This window comes from Umezawaea endophytica (assembly GCF_025061645.1).
Lineage (GTDB): Bacteria > Actinomycetota > Actinomycetes > Mycobacteriales > Pseudonocardiaceae > Umezawaea > Umezawaea endophytica.
Map to the genome: position 1 here is coordinate 189,642 of NZ_JANYMP010000004.1, position 13,462 is coordinate 203,103.

The window sequence follows — 13,462 nt, forward strand, 5'->3', positions numbered from 1 at the left end:
TCCCTTCACCCGGAACGTCGAAGCCGGACCGCCTGCTTCGACGTTCCGGGTGAAAGTGGACCGGAGAACCTGAGGAGCACATCATGACCAGCGACATCGAGCAGATCCAGACCGTCGTGAAGGACGTGGAGGCCGCGATGGCGGCGAAGGACGCCGCGCGGCTCGCCGCCCGCTGCACCGCGGACGTGGTCCGGTTCGACCTGGCCCCTCCGCTGCGCCACGTCGGGCCCGACGTCGAGGGGACCGCGAAGTGGTTCGCGGGCTTCGACGGGCCGGTGGGCTACGAGGTGGTCGACCTGGAGATCACCGCGGGCGAGGACGTCGCCTTCTGCCACGCGCTCAACCGCATGTCGGCCACGCCCGCGGGCTCGCCGGAGGGGTTCACGATGTGGTTCCGGATGACCGCGGGCCTGCGCAAGCAGGACGGCCGGTGGCTCATCACGCACGAGCACACGTCGACGCCGTTCCACATGGACGGGTCGTTCCTGGCCGCCACCGACCTGGAGCCCTGAGCCGATACCGCAGGGAGGGCGCTCCCGGTGGGAGCGCCCTCCCTAGGCCGCCGAGGTCCGGCTGTGGGCCTCGCGCTCGGCGATGCCGCCATGCACCCTGCCGAGGAAGCGGCGGCACGCGTCGAAGTCCAGTTCGTCCGAGCGCCACGCGACGTGGCCGTCCGGGCGGATGACGTACAGCGCTTGGGAATCGGGCTCGGTCAGGCCGTAGTGCTCGAACACCTGCACGGACTCGACCTGCTCGACCTGGTCGTGGCGCCGGACGGCGACCCGGCCGACGAGGTGGGTCTCCACGGTGCCGCCGAACTCGGCGACGCTGTCCAACTGGGCGGTGTGCTCGGCGATCTCGGCCTCGGAGAGGTGCTTGCGGGACAACGCGACCACGTGCGTCCGGTAGCCCTGGAGCAGGTCGAACACGGTCCGCTCGGTGTTGATCCGCGCGTCGGGCGCGCGCCTGCCCGCGAGCGGGCCCTTGAGGGAGTAGAGCAGTTCGTTGACGGTGAAGTCGCCTGGCCGGTAGCCGAGGCTGATCTGCGAGAGCCGCTGGAACGACTTGCGGTGCGGCAGCGGTGCCGCGGACATCCGGCCCACCAGGAACGGGCCGATGGTGTCGCGCAGCCACGCCCGCCAGCCGCGCAGGTCGGCCGCGACCTTGTACAGGCGGTCGGTGAACTTCAGCAACTGCACCCCGGCGGGGTGGCGCTCCTCCGCGTAGGTGTCCAGAAGCGACTCGTCCGCGCCGGTGTGCAGGACGGCCGCGAGCTTCCACGCCAGGTTCGCCGCGTCGTGCAGCCCGGTGTTGAGGCCCTGCCCGCCCGCGGGGGAGTGGATGTGGGCGGCGTCGCCGACGAGGAAACCCCGCCCGGCCCGGTACCCGCCCGCCTGCCGCAGGTTGACCTTGTACCTGCTGGTCCACACCGGGTCGCTCAGCGAGACGGGGACGCCCATCGCCTCGCGGAGCTCGGCTTGCAGCTCGTCGAGGGAGATCGGGGCGCGGTCGGTGTCGTCGCGCGGGGCCAGGTCGGTCGTCATCACGCGGGACACCTCCGCGCCCCGCAGCGGGAGGAAGAGCCCGATGCGCCTGCCGTTCATGAAGATCCGGAAGTGGGAGTGGTCGAGCGGCCACTCCACCCGGCAGTCGGCGAGCAGGAAGCGCTGGACGTACTCGCCGCCCTCGAAGGACAGGCCGAGCTGCGACCGGACCGTGCTGTGGGCGCCGTCCGCCCCCACGACGTACTGGCAGGTCACCACGGTCTCGGTGGCCGACACGAGCCGCGCCACGGCGGTCGAGTCGGTCTGGGTGAGCGAGGCCAGCCGGGTGCCGCGCTCGACCTCCACGCCGTGCCGGGCGAGATCGGCCAGCAGCAGCTCCTCCACCTCGGCCTGCGGGGCCATGAGGATGAACTGGTACGGCGTGGTGGACGCTTTCGAGCGGTCGAAGTCGAGACCGCCGACCTGCTTCCCCTTGATGTGGAAGCGGATGCCGGTGGTGATGACACCGCGGCGCAGCAGCTCGTCGGCGAGTCCCAGACCGCGGAACAGCTCCACGGTGCGCGCCTGGATGGCGAACGCGCGCGACTCCGTGGCGGGGCCCGCGTTCGCGTCGACGACCCGGACGTGCACCCCTTGGCGGATCAGCAGAGCGGCGGTCATCAGCCCGCTCGGCCCGGCGCCGACGACCAGGACCTCGCAGTCGGTCACCGGCCTCGGTTTCGACGACCGGGCGTCCCGCACGTCCCGCCGCCACCGCTCGACCTCGTCGGGCGAGGACGTCGGGTTCGAGCGCGTGGGGGCCTTGGCCTTGCCGAGCCCGTCGAGGACCCGGCGGACGCCCTTCGCGCCCGGCCGGGCGTGGACCACCGGCAGCGGGTTCTTCGTGACCTTGGCCCACAGCCTGCGCGACAGGAGCGCGACCACGGTCACCAGCGCGATGATGATCAGTCCCACGGAGTCACCCGACTCCGACGGGGAGGTCGCTGCACATCCGCAGGAACTGCTGCCGCAGCGGGCCCTCGACGTGCGGCTGGATCAGCCTGCGGAACTCCTGCGTGTGCGGTTGCGCGAGGTGGCGCTCCAGGTGCGCCTTGGAGCGGAACGACTCGTAGATCACGAACAGCGACCGGTCCGCGCGGTCGCGGTGGACGTGGAACTCGATCGCCCCGTCCTCCGCCCGCAGCGGCTCCACCAGGTCGAGGATCAGCTTCTCGACGTCGTCCTCGCTGCCCGGCTTCGCCTTGGCGAAACCCAGGTGGCAGTAGGGCCCGGACTCGTCCTCGTCCGGTTCGGGCAGCACGACCCGTCCATCGCTCATCGGTGAACTCCCGTCCTGGTGGTGCTCGGTCGGGGCCCACCTTCGCACCCGCGGCGGGACGGGACCTAGCGCCCGTCCCGCTCACCGGGACTGCCTTCCGCGCTCCACTGTGGAGGGAGTCGGGTCCACAGAGGACCGGGTGCGTCAGCTCGCCTCCTCGTCCACCTCCAGCGCGCCGGTCATGATCGCCACCGCGTCGGACATCGAGATCGACCTCGGGTCCACCACGGCCTTGCGGCGGCCGAGCCGCTGGATGTGGACGCGGTCGGCGACCTCGAAGACGTGCGGCATGTTGTGGCTGATCAGGATCACCGGCAGGCCGCGCTCGCGCACCTGGAGGATCAGGTCCAGCACCGCTCTCGACTCCCGCACGCCCAGTGCGGCCGTCGGCTCGTCCATGATCACGACCCGGCTGCCGAACGCCGCCGCCCGCGCGACGGCCACGGCCTGGCGCTGGCCGCCGGACAGGGTCTCCACGGCCTGGCCGGGGTTCTGGATGGTCATGATGCCGAGCGCGTCGAGCTGCCGCTTGGCCTCCTCGCGCATGCCGGTGCGGTCGAGCATCCGGAACACCGACCCCAGCACGCCGGGGCGACGGCGCTCGCGGCCGAGGAACAGGTTCGCGGCGATGTCCAGCGACGGGGCCACCGCGAGGCTCTGGTGCACCGTCTCGATTCCCGCGATCCGAGCGTCCACCGGGGTGGCGAACGACATCGGCTCGCCGTCCAGCAATACCGTGCCCTCGTCCGGCACGACCGCGCCGCACAACGCCTTGATGAGGCTGGACTTCCCGGCTCCGTTGTCGCCGATGACGGCGAGGATCTCGCCCTGCTCCAGGTCGAGGTCCGCGCCCGCCAGCGCGGTGACCCGCCCGTACCGCTTGACCAGTCCCCGTGCTTGCAGGATCGGCGTCATGGCTTCACCTTCCGGATCCACTGGTCGATCGAGACCGCCGCGATGATCAGGACGCCGACCGCGAACGTCTGCCACAGCACGTCCACGCCCGCCAGCGCCAGCCCGTTGCGGAACACGCCGACGATCAGCGCGCCGATCAGCGACCCGACGATCGCGCCGCGCCCGCCGAACAGGCTGGTGCCGCCGATGACGACGGCGGTGATGGAGTCGAGGTTCTCGAACTGGCCCGCCTGCGGGCTCGCGGACGCGATGCGGCCGATGAGGATCCACGCCCCCAGCGCGTACACCGCGCCCGCCGTGGCGTAGACGCTGAGCAGCACGCGGGCGGTGCGGATGCCGGACAGCCGCGAGGCCTCCGCGTCGTCGCCGGTGGCGTAGACGTGCCTGCCCCACGCGGTGTTCTTGAGCACGAACGCCATGACCGCCACCAGCAGCACCATGATGATCGACCCGTAGGTGACCCGCGTGCCGCCGATCGTGACCGTCTCCCCGGTCCACAGCAGCAGTTTCGGCATGTCACCGCCGCGGATCGTCGCGCTCTCGGAGTACCAGAGGTTCAGCGCGAAGAACACGTTGAGCGTGCCGAGGGTGACGATGAACGGCGGCAGCTTGAGCCGCGTGACGAGCAGGCCGTTGACCAGCCCGCACACCGTGCCCAGCAAGAAGCCCAGCAGCAGCGCGGGGAAGCCCGGCAGACCGGTCTCGGCGGCGACCTTCGCCATCACGATCGACGTCAGGACCATGATGGCGCCGCAGGACAGGTCGATGCCCGCGGTGAGGATGACGATGGTCTGGCCGACCGCGAGGGTGCCGACGACCGCGACCTGTTGCAGGACCAGGGAGATGTTCGCGGGCTGGAGGAACCGGTCCGACAGCAGGGCGAACACGACGATCGCGATCAGCAGGACGACCGCGGGCCCGATGGTGGCCTGGGAGTGCAGCAGGTGCTGCAACCTCGACAGCGGCGACCGGGACGCCTGCTCGGTGCCGGTGGTGGTGGTCACGGTGCTCAGCCCCAGCAGTTCTGGAGGCCCCAGGCGGAGTCCTTGGACTCCACGCCGGACGCGGGCTGGTCGGTGATGAGCGTGACGCCGGTGTCGACGAAGTTCTTGCCCGCCGTGTTGGTGGGCTTGGTCCCGTCCTTGGCGAACTTCGACACCGCCTCGACGCCCATCTGCGCCATCTTCAGCGGGTACTGCTGGGAGGTGGCGCCGATGACGCCGTCCTTGACGTTGCCGACGCCGGGGCAGCCGCCGTCGACGGACACGATGACGACGTCCTTCTGCTTGCCCGCGGCCTTGAGCGCCTCGTACGCGCCCGCCGCCGCGGGTTCGTTGATCGTGTAGACGAGGGTGATGCCGGGGTCCTTCTGGAGCAGGTTCTCCATCGCCGTGCGGCCGCCCGCGGGCGCGCCGTCGGTGACGTCGTGGCCGACGATCCTCGGGTCGGACTCGTCGCCGATCCGGTTCTTGTCCTTCACGTCGACGCCGAAGCCCTCCAGGAAGCCCTGGTCCCGCTGCACGTCGACGGAGACCTGGTTCGGGCTCAGGTCGAGCAGCGCGATCTTCACCGGCTTGCCGGACTTCTCGAACGTGGTCTTCGCCCACTTCCCGATGAGCAGACCGGCCTGGTAGTTGTCGGTGGCGAACGTGGCGTCGGCGGCGTCGGCGGGCTCCAACTGGGTGTCCAGCGCGATGACCAGCAGCCCGGCCTGGCGGGCCTTGTCGACCGAGGGCACGATGCCCTTGGAGTCGTTCGGCGTGATGAGCAGGCCCTTGGCGCCCGCGCCGATCAGGTTCTCGATCGCGTCCACCTGGGTCTGGTTGTCGCCGTCCTGCTTGCCCGCGAACGACTGGAGCTTCGCCCCGGTCGTCCCCGCCGCCTGCTGGGCACCGTCCTTCATCTTGACGAAGAACGGGTTGGTGTCCGTCTTGGTGACCAGGCCGACGAGCACCTCGCCCCCGCTGGAGGAACCACCTCCACAGGCCGCCACCGGTAGGAGCAGCGCCGTGAGCGCCACCAGGATCACGGATACCCGCCCGTTCTCGGTCATCTTCGCCTCCGAACGTTGTCGACAACACCGTCGATGAATCGGCCAACCAGGCGTATTCGAGTCGACCTCGATGTTTCGCGCACCGAAGACTTCGTGACAAGCGCCGCTTTTTAACAGAGGGAATTCGGCTGTTCAGCGGTACGGAACGGCGGTGGGCGCGAATTGTGTGCCATTAGCGGACAAGATCGGCCGGACGTCTTGCCCATCCTCGCCGAAGAGCGGTAATCACAGCGGGAGACCCGCCACTGTTGCCGGAGGCCAGCTCATGACCGCTGCTCAGCGAATCTCCGCCGCCCTCATGGTGCTCACGACCTCCGTCGCACTCGCCACCGCCTCGGCGGGTCCGCCCACGGTCGCGGCCGTGCAATCCGAATTCCCGTACCCGCCGACGACCTACAGCGAGCCGCATCGCGGACAATTCCACTTCAGCTCGCAGTCGGGGTGGATGAACGACCCCAACGGGCTCTTGTACTACAAGGGCGTCTACCACTTCTTCTACCAGCACAACCCCCACGGTCTCGAATGGGACACCATGCACTGGGGGCACGCCACCAGCACCGACCTGGTCCACTGGACGCAGAAGCCGATAGCGCTGGAACCGGGGATCCACCCCGGTGACCTGTGGTCCGGCGCGGGCGTCGTCGACTCCTCGAACACCTCCGGCCTGCGCACCGGGACCGAGGACCCGCTCGTGGTGTTCGCGGGCACCAACGGCGTGACGATGTTCTACAGCAACGACGCGGGCCGCACCTTCCAGACGTACAACAACGGCACGCCGGTCGTCCGGATGCCGGGCACGAGCCGGGACGCCAAGGTGTTCTCGGACGCGGCGCGCGGCCGGTGGGCCATGGTCGTCTGGTCGGACGAGGGCGGCAACGGCGTCAACATCTACTCGTCGCCGAACCTGCGCGACTGGACGTTCCGCAGCAGGTTCGCCGCGGGCTGGCTGTTCGAGTGCCCCGACTTCGTCGCGCTCCCGGTCGACGGCGACGCGTCCCGGACGAGGTGGGTGCTCAGCGACGCCAGTTCCGAGTACGTCGTCGGCGACTTCGACGGGTCGACGTTCCGCACCGACTGGACGGGCCCGCAGCGGATGGACCACGGCCGCAACGACCCGAACGGGTCCTTCTACGCGGCGCAGGTCTTCTCCAACTCGCCCCAGGGCGTCGTGCAGATGGCGTGGATGCCGAGCAACCGCGGCGCCACGTGGACCGGCAACGCCACCTTCCCCGTGACGCTGGGACTTCGCGGCACCCCTGCGGGACCGCGGATCACCAGGACGCCGATCCCGGCCGTCGAGTCGCTGCGCCACCGCACGACGTCCTTCCGGAACCGGGTGCTGACACCGGCATTCGCCGCCCAGCTCCTGCGCGACCAGTCGGTGGAGACCTACGAGGTCCAGGCCGAGGTCGAACTCACGCCGTCCACCACCCGCTTCGGCTTCCGGCTCGACACCCGGCCGGACGGCTCGGCGGGCGCGGAGGTCGTCTACGACGTGCGCGCGGGCACGCTCATGGGCACCGCCCTGCCGCCGGTCGGGAACCGCGTCAAGGTGCGGATGCTGGTCGACCGAGGGCAGTTGGAGGTGTTCGGCAACGACGGCCTGTTCTCCCGCAGCGACAACGTCGTGTTCGACCAGCGGTCCGACAGCCGGGGTGTCTCGCTGTTCACCGAGGGGGACGTCAAGCTGATCTCCCTCGACCTCCACGAGCTGGCGCCCGCCTGGGGGCTCGGCGAGTCCACCCTGGTGCACAACCTGCCCGGCCAGTGGCGCCCCGCGAGCGGGGTGTGGACGGACGTGACCGAGGGCAAGCAGGGCAGGGCGAACGGCGACGCGTTCTACGTCAGCGACCACACCGGCGCGGACTTCACCTACGAGGGTGATGTCCGCGTGGTCAACGGCGTCGCCGCGGGCCTCACGTTCCGCGCCGACCAGCAGGGAGCCGGGTACACCGCGAACGTCGACAGCGCCGCCGGGGTGGTGAAGCTGTGGCGGCCGGGCCGGGACATCGCGACGTTCGCGCTGCCCGTCACCCACGGCACGACCTACCACCTGAAGGTCGTGACCAAGGGGACGAACATCAAGGTGTACCTGGACAACCGCGCTACGCCGGTCATCGACGCCACGGACGCCCAGTACGCCAGTGGGCGCTTCGGCCTCAACGTGTACGCGTCGACGGCGTTGTTCCAGAACGTCAGGCTGGCCTAGCCGCCATCGTCCACCGCAGTCCGCGCACCAGGCCGTGGCCCGCCGTGCGGATCGCGGTGGCCTCGGCCAGCGGCAGGTAGGGCAGGCGCAGGGGGAGCCGGGCCCACGGCGGGAGCGTGCCGATGGCCGTGGCCGCCAGCACGGCGTAGGGCGGCCGGGCCAGCAGGGGGAGCGGGGCCTTGCGGACGAGGAACCTGGCGGCCTCGCGCGCTTCCGCGGTGCCGCGCAGTTCCGGCCGGTAGGCGGCGATCCGGGCGGCCAGCTCCGCAGTGGTGCGGGGCGGGTCGGGGACGCCCAGCGCTTCGGCGACGCGGGCCGTGTCGGCGACGTAGCCGTCCTGACCCTCCTGGTCCAGCGGCCGGGCGCCGTAGACCTGGTGGGTGCGCAGGAAGCTGTCCACCTCGGCGACGTGGACCCACAGCAGCAGGTGGGGGTCGTCGGCCCGGTACTCGCGGCCGTCCGGAGCGGTGCCGTGCACGCGGCGGTGCACGCCGCGGACCTTGTCCACCGCGCGCTGGGCGTCGACGGCGGCGCCGAACGTCGTCATCGCCAGGAAGGTGCTGGTGCGCTGGAGCCTGCCCCACGGGTCGCCGCGGTAGTCGGAGTGCTGCGCCACGGCCGCCATCGCCAGCGGGTGCAGCGACTGGAGCAGGAGCGCGCGCAGACCGCCGACGAACAGGGCCGCGTCGCCGTGGACCCGGCGGATCGGCCGGTCGTCGGCGAACCAGCGGGGGCCGGGCGTGTCGTGGACCCTGGCGCGGACCTCCCGGCCGTTCGGGCCCGCGACCTTCGCGAACAGGGTCGAGGCGAGGCGGGTTCTCAGGTCCATCCCCCCATGGTGCGCCCGCCGCGCCGGGTCCACCTGACGGGCGGGTCAGCCGAAGTTCGGCACGACGAACAGCAGCCACACCACGACGGGCGCCACCGCGACGACGATCCCGCCGTAGGCCATGAGCTGCTTGAAGAACCGGTCGCGGTCGACGTCCTTCGCGTTGGCCAGCACCAGCGCGCCGTTGGTGGAGAACGGGCTCACGTCCACCACCGTGGCGGACACGGCGACCGCCGCGATCAAACCGACCGGTCCGACGGTCCCGAGCGCGAGGAACGGCACGGCGAGCGGGATGAGCGCGCCCATCAGGCCGACGGACGACGCGAACGCGGACACGACCGCGCCGATGTAGCAGAGCAGCAGCGCCGCGAGGACCGGGACACCGACCCCGGTCACGGCGTTGCCGACGAAGTCGATCGTGCCCATCGCCTGGAGCACGGCGACGTAGGTCAGCACACCGCAGATCAGCAGCACGGTCGGCCAGGTGATCTCGCCGACGGCCTGGCGGCTGCTCGCGGGCCAGATCAGGCTCAGCACGGCGGCGAGCGTCAACGCCGTCAGGCCGACGTCCAGGTCGAACACCAGCGTGCCGACGACCAGCACCACCAGGCCGACCAGGGTGGCGATCCTGGGGGCGTCGAGCCGGGGCGCCTCCTCCTGCTCGTCCTGCTCGTCCTGTTCGACCTCGGCGCTGCCCCCGAGCCGCCTGCCGCCGAGCACGAGGAACAGCACGACGGCGATGGCCAGGTTCACGCCGAGGCTGGCCAGGAACAGCACGAGGGGGTTGCCGGGGATGTCGTTCCGCTCGACGAGCCCGTTGACGATCGAGCCGTACACGCTGATCGGCGAGAACCCGCCCGCCTGCGCGCCGTGCACGACCATCGCGCCCATCAGCAGCGGGTTGATGCCGTAGCGGGCGGCGAACCCGAGCGCGATCGGCGCGACGATCGCCACCGCGGCCGGGCTGACCGCGCCGATCGCCGTCAGCACCCCGGTGATCACGAACATCACCCACGGGATCAGCGCTATCCGGCCGCCGACGGCCCTGACCGCGGCCGACACCAGCCAGTCCGTCGTGCCGTTCGCCCTGGCCAGCGCGAACAGGTACGTCACGCCGACCAGGACGACGAAGATGTCGCCGGGGAACTTCGAGAAGATGCCCTTGGCGTCCAGACCACCCGCCAGGGTGCCGACCAGGAACGCGGCGGCGAACGCGAGCGCCCCCATGTTGGTCGACCGGGTGGTCGCCAGCACGAAGACGAGCGCCAGCACGACGATGGAGATGATCTGCGCCGTCATCGGGGTCCCCTCGACAGGCCGAACGCGTGGATCTCTCACCTTGGAGGTGATCAGTGATCCCCGTCAACCCTCCACGGTGGACGTTTCGCCGAGCGTCGAACGGGCTAACCGGACAGAATTCCGACAAACGGCGAAAGGGGCTTCGTGGCGGACGCGGGCCCGGTGGTCTTCGCGGCGGCCGGCGTTGCGACGCTCGCCGCCGCGCTGCTGCCGAGAGTGTTGAGCAAGGCGCCCATCTCCATGCCGATGGTGTTCCTGGGGGCGGGAGCGCTGACGTTCACGGTCATCGACCCGCTGCCCGACCCGAACCCGGTCGCGCACTCGTCGATCGTGCTGCACCTGACCGAGCTGTGCGTGATCATCTCGTTGATGGGCGCGGGCCTGGCGCTGAACCGGCCACCGGGGCTGCGGCGGTGGGCGACCACGTGGCGGCTGCTGGGCATCACCATGCCGCTGACGATGATCGCCGTCGCGGTTCTCGGGTGGACGGTGCTCGGGTTCGGCGCGGCCGGGGCGGTGCTGCTCGCCGCCGCGCTCGCGCCGACCGACCCGGTGCTCGCGACCGAGGTCCAGGTCGCCGAACCGGTGGAGGACCCGGAGGACGACAGCGACGACGAGGCGCGGTTCGCGCTCACGTCGGAGGCCGGGCTCAACGACGGCCTGGCATTCCCGTTCACCTACCTGGCCATCGGGCTCGCCGCGACCCCCGACGACTGGCTGCCGCACTGGCTCGCGGTGGACGTGGTGTGGCGGCTGGCAGCGGGCGTGGCGATCGGATTGGGCGCCGGGTGGCTGTTGCGCAAGCTGTTCTTCGCCCCCACGTCGGAGAAGTTCCGGCTGGCCCACCACGCGGAGGGCTTCGTCGCGCTCGCGGCCACGTTCCTCGCCTACGGCGTCGCCGAACTCGCGCACGGCTACGGCTTCGTCGCCGTGTTCGTCTGCGCCTGCACGATCCGCGCCGCCGAGCGGTCGGACGGCTACCACCGCGTGCTGCACCAGTACGTCGAGCAGATCGAGCGCCTGCTCACCGTGGTGATCATCTTCCTGTTGGGCGGCGCCGTCGCGACCGGACTGTTCGCGGGCGTGCAGTGGCGCGAGGTCGTGGTGGCGCTGCTGGTCCTGCTCGTGATCCGTCCGGCCGCCGGGCTCGTCGGCCTGTTCCGCGGCCGGGCGGGCCCGCGGGAACGGGTGGTGGTGTCGTTCTTCGGCGTGCGCGGCGTCGGGTCGGTGTTCTACGTCGCCTACGCGCTGGAAGCGGCGCAGTTCCTGGAGGAGGGCGCGGTGTGGAGGGTGGTGAGCCTGGTCGTCGTGGGCTCGATCATCGTCCACGGCATCACGGCCACCCCCGTCATGCGCTTCCTCGACCGCAAGCGCGAGGACGTCACGTCACCGTGATCGCGTCCAGCTTCTCCTTCAGGTACTCCGACGCGACGACCTCCGGGTAGCTGCCGTCCAGTGCGGCCACGCGGGCGTCGTGGTCGCACTCGTAGAAGAAGATCAGCGACACCAGGTCCTCGTCCGGCGCGGAGGCGTCGGGCGGCAGGACGCGGTGGCGGGTCGAGCGCCAGCGGTCGCCGGTCCAGCGGGCCATGAGGTCGCCGATGTTGATGGTGAACGCGGCCGGGTCGAACGGCGCGTCCTCCCACTCGCCGTCACGGGTGAACACCTGGAGCCCGCCCACGCCCGCCTGCCGGTCGAGGACCGTGACGGTGCCGAAGTCGGTGTGCGGTCCGATGCGGAACTGGCCGTCCTCCGGCTCGCCGACCACCGTGATCGGCGGGTACCAGTTGATGTTGAACGTGTACGTCGGGTGTCCGGTGTGGTCGGTGAAGAAGCCCTCCGGCAGGTCCAGCGCCACGGCGAAGATCGTCAGCAGCTCGTCGGACAGCCCCCGCATCCGGGCCAGGTACTCGGTGGACGCCTCGGCGAACCCCGGCACCTCGTCGGGCCACCTGTTGGGCTGGAACCAGAAGCCGTCGATCTCCGGGTCCCCGACGGGGGAGTCCGCGCCGACCGAGTACGACTCCTTGAGGTCCGGTGGCGACTCGCCGCCCTCGGCGTAGGCGTTCGCCTCCACGCCCGGCGGCAGCCAGCCGCGGCCGCCGACCGTGACGGCGTAGCGCTCCTTCACCTCGGCGGGCAGCGCGAAGAACCGGCGGGACAGCTCACGGGTGCGCGCCCGCAGCGCGTCCGGCACGCCGTGCCCGGTGACCAGCAGGAACCCCGAGTCCCGCAGCGCCTCGTCGATCCGGGCCGCCACGGCGGCGCGGCCTTCCGGCGTGCCCTCGAACCACGGGGTCAGATCCACCAGCGGAACCGTCATGGGGTCCATGAAACCGCATCGGAGGCCGCGAAGCGGTTCCGATACGCGGTGGGCGACACGTTGAGGTGACGGAGGAACACCCGGCGCAGCGTCTCGTCGCTGCCCAGTCCGCTGCGGGCGGCGGCGGACGTGACGGTGTGCCCGGCGACGATCAGCGCCTGCGCGGCCTCCAGCCGGACCAGTTCCACGTACCGGCCGGGCGTGGTGCCGAGCGCCTCGTGGAACAGCCTGGTCAGGTGCCGCGTGCTGGTGCCCGCGACGGCGGCCAGCGCGGTCGCGGAGTGGTCGGCCGCCGGATCGGCCGCGATCCGGTCCAGCACGGCGCGCAGCGGATGGCCGCGGGGCTCGGCCGTGCGGGACGGCACGGAGAACTGGGACTGGCCGCCCGGCCGCCGCATGAACACGACCAGCGAGCGGGCGATGTCACGGGCGTGCTCCGCGCCGTGGTCCTGCTCCACGAGCGCGAGCGCCAGGTCGATGCCCGCGCTCACCCCGGCCGAGCTGAACACGCGGCCGTCGCCGACGTGGATCGCGTCCGGCTCGACGGTGATCCGCGGGTACCGGTGGGCGAGCGTCGCGGTGTGCCGCCAGTGCGTCGTGGCCCGCCTGCCGTCCAGCAGCCCCGCTTCGGCGAGCACGAACGCGCCCGTGCACACCGAGGCGATCCGCCGCGCTCCGGGAGCGAGCCCGCGAAGGGCGGTCAGGACGTCCGGCGGCGTCGGCGCGGCGGGAAACGCGTCCGACCCCGGCACCAGCAGCGTGTCCACCGGCCCGATCCGGTCGGCGCGCGCGTCCACCGCCAGCCGGACGCCGATCGACGTCCGCACGTCCGCGCCGTCGGGCGAGCACAGCGCCACGGTGTACCGGCGGGACTCGCCGAACACCTCCGACGGGCCCGCCACGTCGAGCAGCTTGACGCCGTCGAACACGAGGAGGGCGACGCGGGTGTCCGTATCCGTGGTTCGCCTGGCAGTTCGGGACATGGTCGGTCCAGCATAGGGCGGAGCACCG

Annotated in this window: 12 protein-coding genes; 3 read left to right on the forward strand and 9 right to left on the reverse strand. The window is 71.2% G+C overall.

All coding sequences use genetic code 11. The features are described from left to right. Positions 1-83 precede the first annotated feature (83 nt). Positions 84-512, forward strand: coding sequence for a YybH family protein (locus tag NZH93_RS10785; protein ID WP_259622845.1), 429 nt, complete (start codon positions 84-86; stop codon positions 510-512). A 42-nt stretch (positions 513-554) separates the two neighbouring features. On the opposite strand, the gene NZH93_RS10790 is transcribed toward NZH93_RS10785, so the two are convergent. The 5 genes from NZH93_RS10790 to NZH93_RS10810 all read right to left on the reverse strand — a co-directional run bounded on the left by NZH93_RS10790 (position 555) and on the right by NZH93_RS10810 (position 5,791). Further along, complete coding sequence (locus tag NZH93_RS10790; RefSeq protein ID WP_259622846.1) at positions 555-2,459, reverse strand: FAD-dependent monooxygenase; 1,905 nt, start codon at positions 2,457-2,459, stop codon at positions 555-557. Between the two features lie 4 nt (positions 2,460-2,463). Then, positions 2,464-2,823 carry a putative quinol monooxygenase gene (locus NZH93_RS10795; RefSeq protein WP_259622847.1) on the reverse strand — a complete coding sequence of 120 codons (360 nt, stop codon included), beginning with the start codon at positions 2,821-2,823 and terminating at the stop codon, positions 2,464-2,466. Between the two features lie 144 nt (positions 2,824-2,967). Next, a complete protein-coding gene (locus tag NZH93_RS10800; protein WP_259622848.1) occupies positions 2,968-3,738 on the reverse strand; it encodes an ATP-binding cassette domain-containing protein in 771 nt (256 codons plus the stop codon). Further along, entirely contained in the window at positions 3,735-4,742 is a 1,008-nt protein-coding gene (locus tag NZH93_RS10805; RefSeq protein WP_259622849.1) for an ABC transporter permease, read from the reverse strand. The genes NZH93_RS10800 and NZH93_RS10805 overlap by 4 nt, the downstream gene beginning before the upstream one ends. Positions 4,743-4,747: 5 nt before the next feature. Continuing rightward, positions 4,748-5,791: a sugar ABC transporter substrate-binding protein gene (locus NZH93_RS10810; protein ID WP_259622850.1), complete on the reverse strand. Its 1,044-nt coding sequence runs from the start codon at positions 5,789-5,791 to the stop codon at positions 4,748-4,750. A gap of 265 nt (positions 5,792-6,056) precedes the next feature. Between NZH93_RS10810 and NZH93_RS10815 the strand changes: the two genes are divergently transcribed. Next, positions 6,057-8,000, forward strand: a complete 1,944-nt coding sequence (locus NZH93_RS10815; protein ID WP_259622851.1) for a glycoside hydrolase family 32 protein — start codon at positions 6,057-6,059, stop codon at positions 7,998-8,000. Here the strand turns inward: NZH93_RS10815 and NZH93_RS10820 are convergent. Then, positions 7,987-8,829 carry an oxygenase MpaB family protein gene (locus tag NZH93_RS10820; protein ID WP_259622852.1) on the reverse strand — a complete coding sequence of 281 codons (843 nt, stop codon included), beginning with the start codon at positions 8,827-8,829 and terminating at the stop codon, positions 7,987-7,989. The genes NZH93_RS10815 and NZH93_RS10820 overlap by 14 nt on opposite strands. 45 nt (positions 8,830-8,874) lie before the next feature. After that, a complete protein-coding gene (locus NZH93_RS10825) occupies positions 8,875-10,128 on the reverse strand; it encodes an SLC13 family permease (protein WP_259622853.1) in 1,254 nt (417 codons plus the stop codon). Between the two features lie 144 nt (positions 10,129-10,272). Between NZH93_RS10825 and NZH93_RS10830 the strand changes: the two genes are divergently transcribed. Continuing rightward, positions 10,273-11,523, forward strand: coding sequence for a cation:proton antiporter (locus NZH93_RS10830; protein ID WP_259622854.1), 1,251 nt, complete (start codon positions 10,273-10,275; stop codon positions 11,521-11,523). Here NZH93_RS10830 and NZH93_RS10835 read toward each other — a convergent pair. Beyond that, entirely contained in the window at positions 11,510-12,451 is a 942-nt protein-coding gene (locus tag NZH93_RS10835) for an isopenicillin N synthase family dioxygenase (protein ID WP_259622855.1), read from the reverse strand. The two genes, NZH93_RS10830 and NZH93_RS10835, sit on opposite strands and share 14 nt — an antisense overlap. Beyond that, positions 12,448-13,434 carry a GlxA family transcriptional regulator gene (locus NZH93_RS10840; protein ID WP_259622856.1) on the reverse strand — a complete coding sequence of 329 codons (987 nt, stop codon included), beginning with the start codon at positions 13,432-13,434 and terminating at the stop codon, positions 12,448-12,450. The genes NZH93_RS10835 and NZH93_RS10840 overlap by 4 nt, the downstream gene beginning before the upstream one ends. Positions 13,435-13,462: the final 28 nt, after the last annotated feature.

What these genes read in the sequence shown, in the direction of transcription:
- NZH93_RS10815 (WP_259622851.1), top strand. Translation starts at nt 6,057, where the DNA reads ATGACCGCTGCTCAGCGAATCTCCGCCGCCCTCATGGTGCTCACGACC.
- NZH93_RS10810 (WP_259622850.1), bottom strand. Translation starts at nt 5,791, where the DNA reads ATGACCGAGAACGGGCGGGTATCCGTGATCCTGGTGGCGCTCACGGCG.
- NZH93_RS10820 (WP_259622852.1), bottom strand. Translation starts at nt 8,829, where the DNA reads ATGGACCTGAGAACCCGCCTCGCCTCGACCCTGTTCGCGAAGGTCGCG.
- NZH93_RS10840 (WP_259622856.1), bottom strand. Translation starts at nt 13,434, where the DNA reads ATGTCCCGAACTGCCAGGCGAACCACGGATACGGACACCCGCGTCGCC.
- NZH93_RS10785 (WP_259622845.1), top strand. Translation starts at nt 84, where the DNA reads ATGACCAGCGACATCGAGCAGATCCAGACCGTCGTGAAGGACGTGGAG.
- NZH93_RS10795 (WP_259622847.1), bottom strand. Translation starts at nt 2,823, where the DNA reads ATGAGCGATGGACGGGTCGTGCTGCCCGAACCGGACGAGGACGAGTCC.
- NZH93_RS10835 (WP_259622855.1), bottom strand. Translation starts at nt 12,451, where the DNA reads ATGACGGTTCCGCTGGTGGATCTGACCCCGTGGTTCGAGGGCACGCCG.
- NZH93_RS10825 (WP_259622853.1), bottom strand. Translation starts at nt 10,128, where the DNA reads ATGACGGCGCAGATCATCTCCATCGTCGTGCTGGCGCTCGTCTTCGTG.
- NZH93_RS10800 (WP_259622848.1), bottom strand. Translation starts at nt 3,738, where the DNA reads ATGACGCCGATCCTGCAAGCACGGGGACTGGTCAAGCGGTACGGGCGG.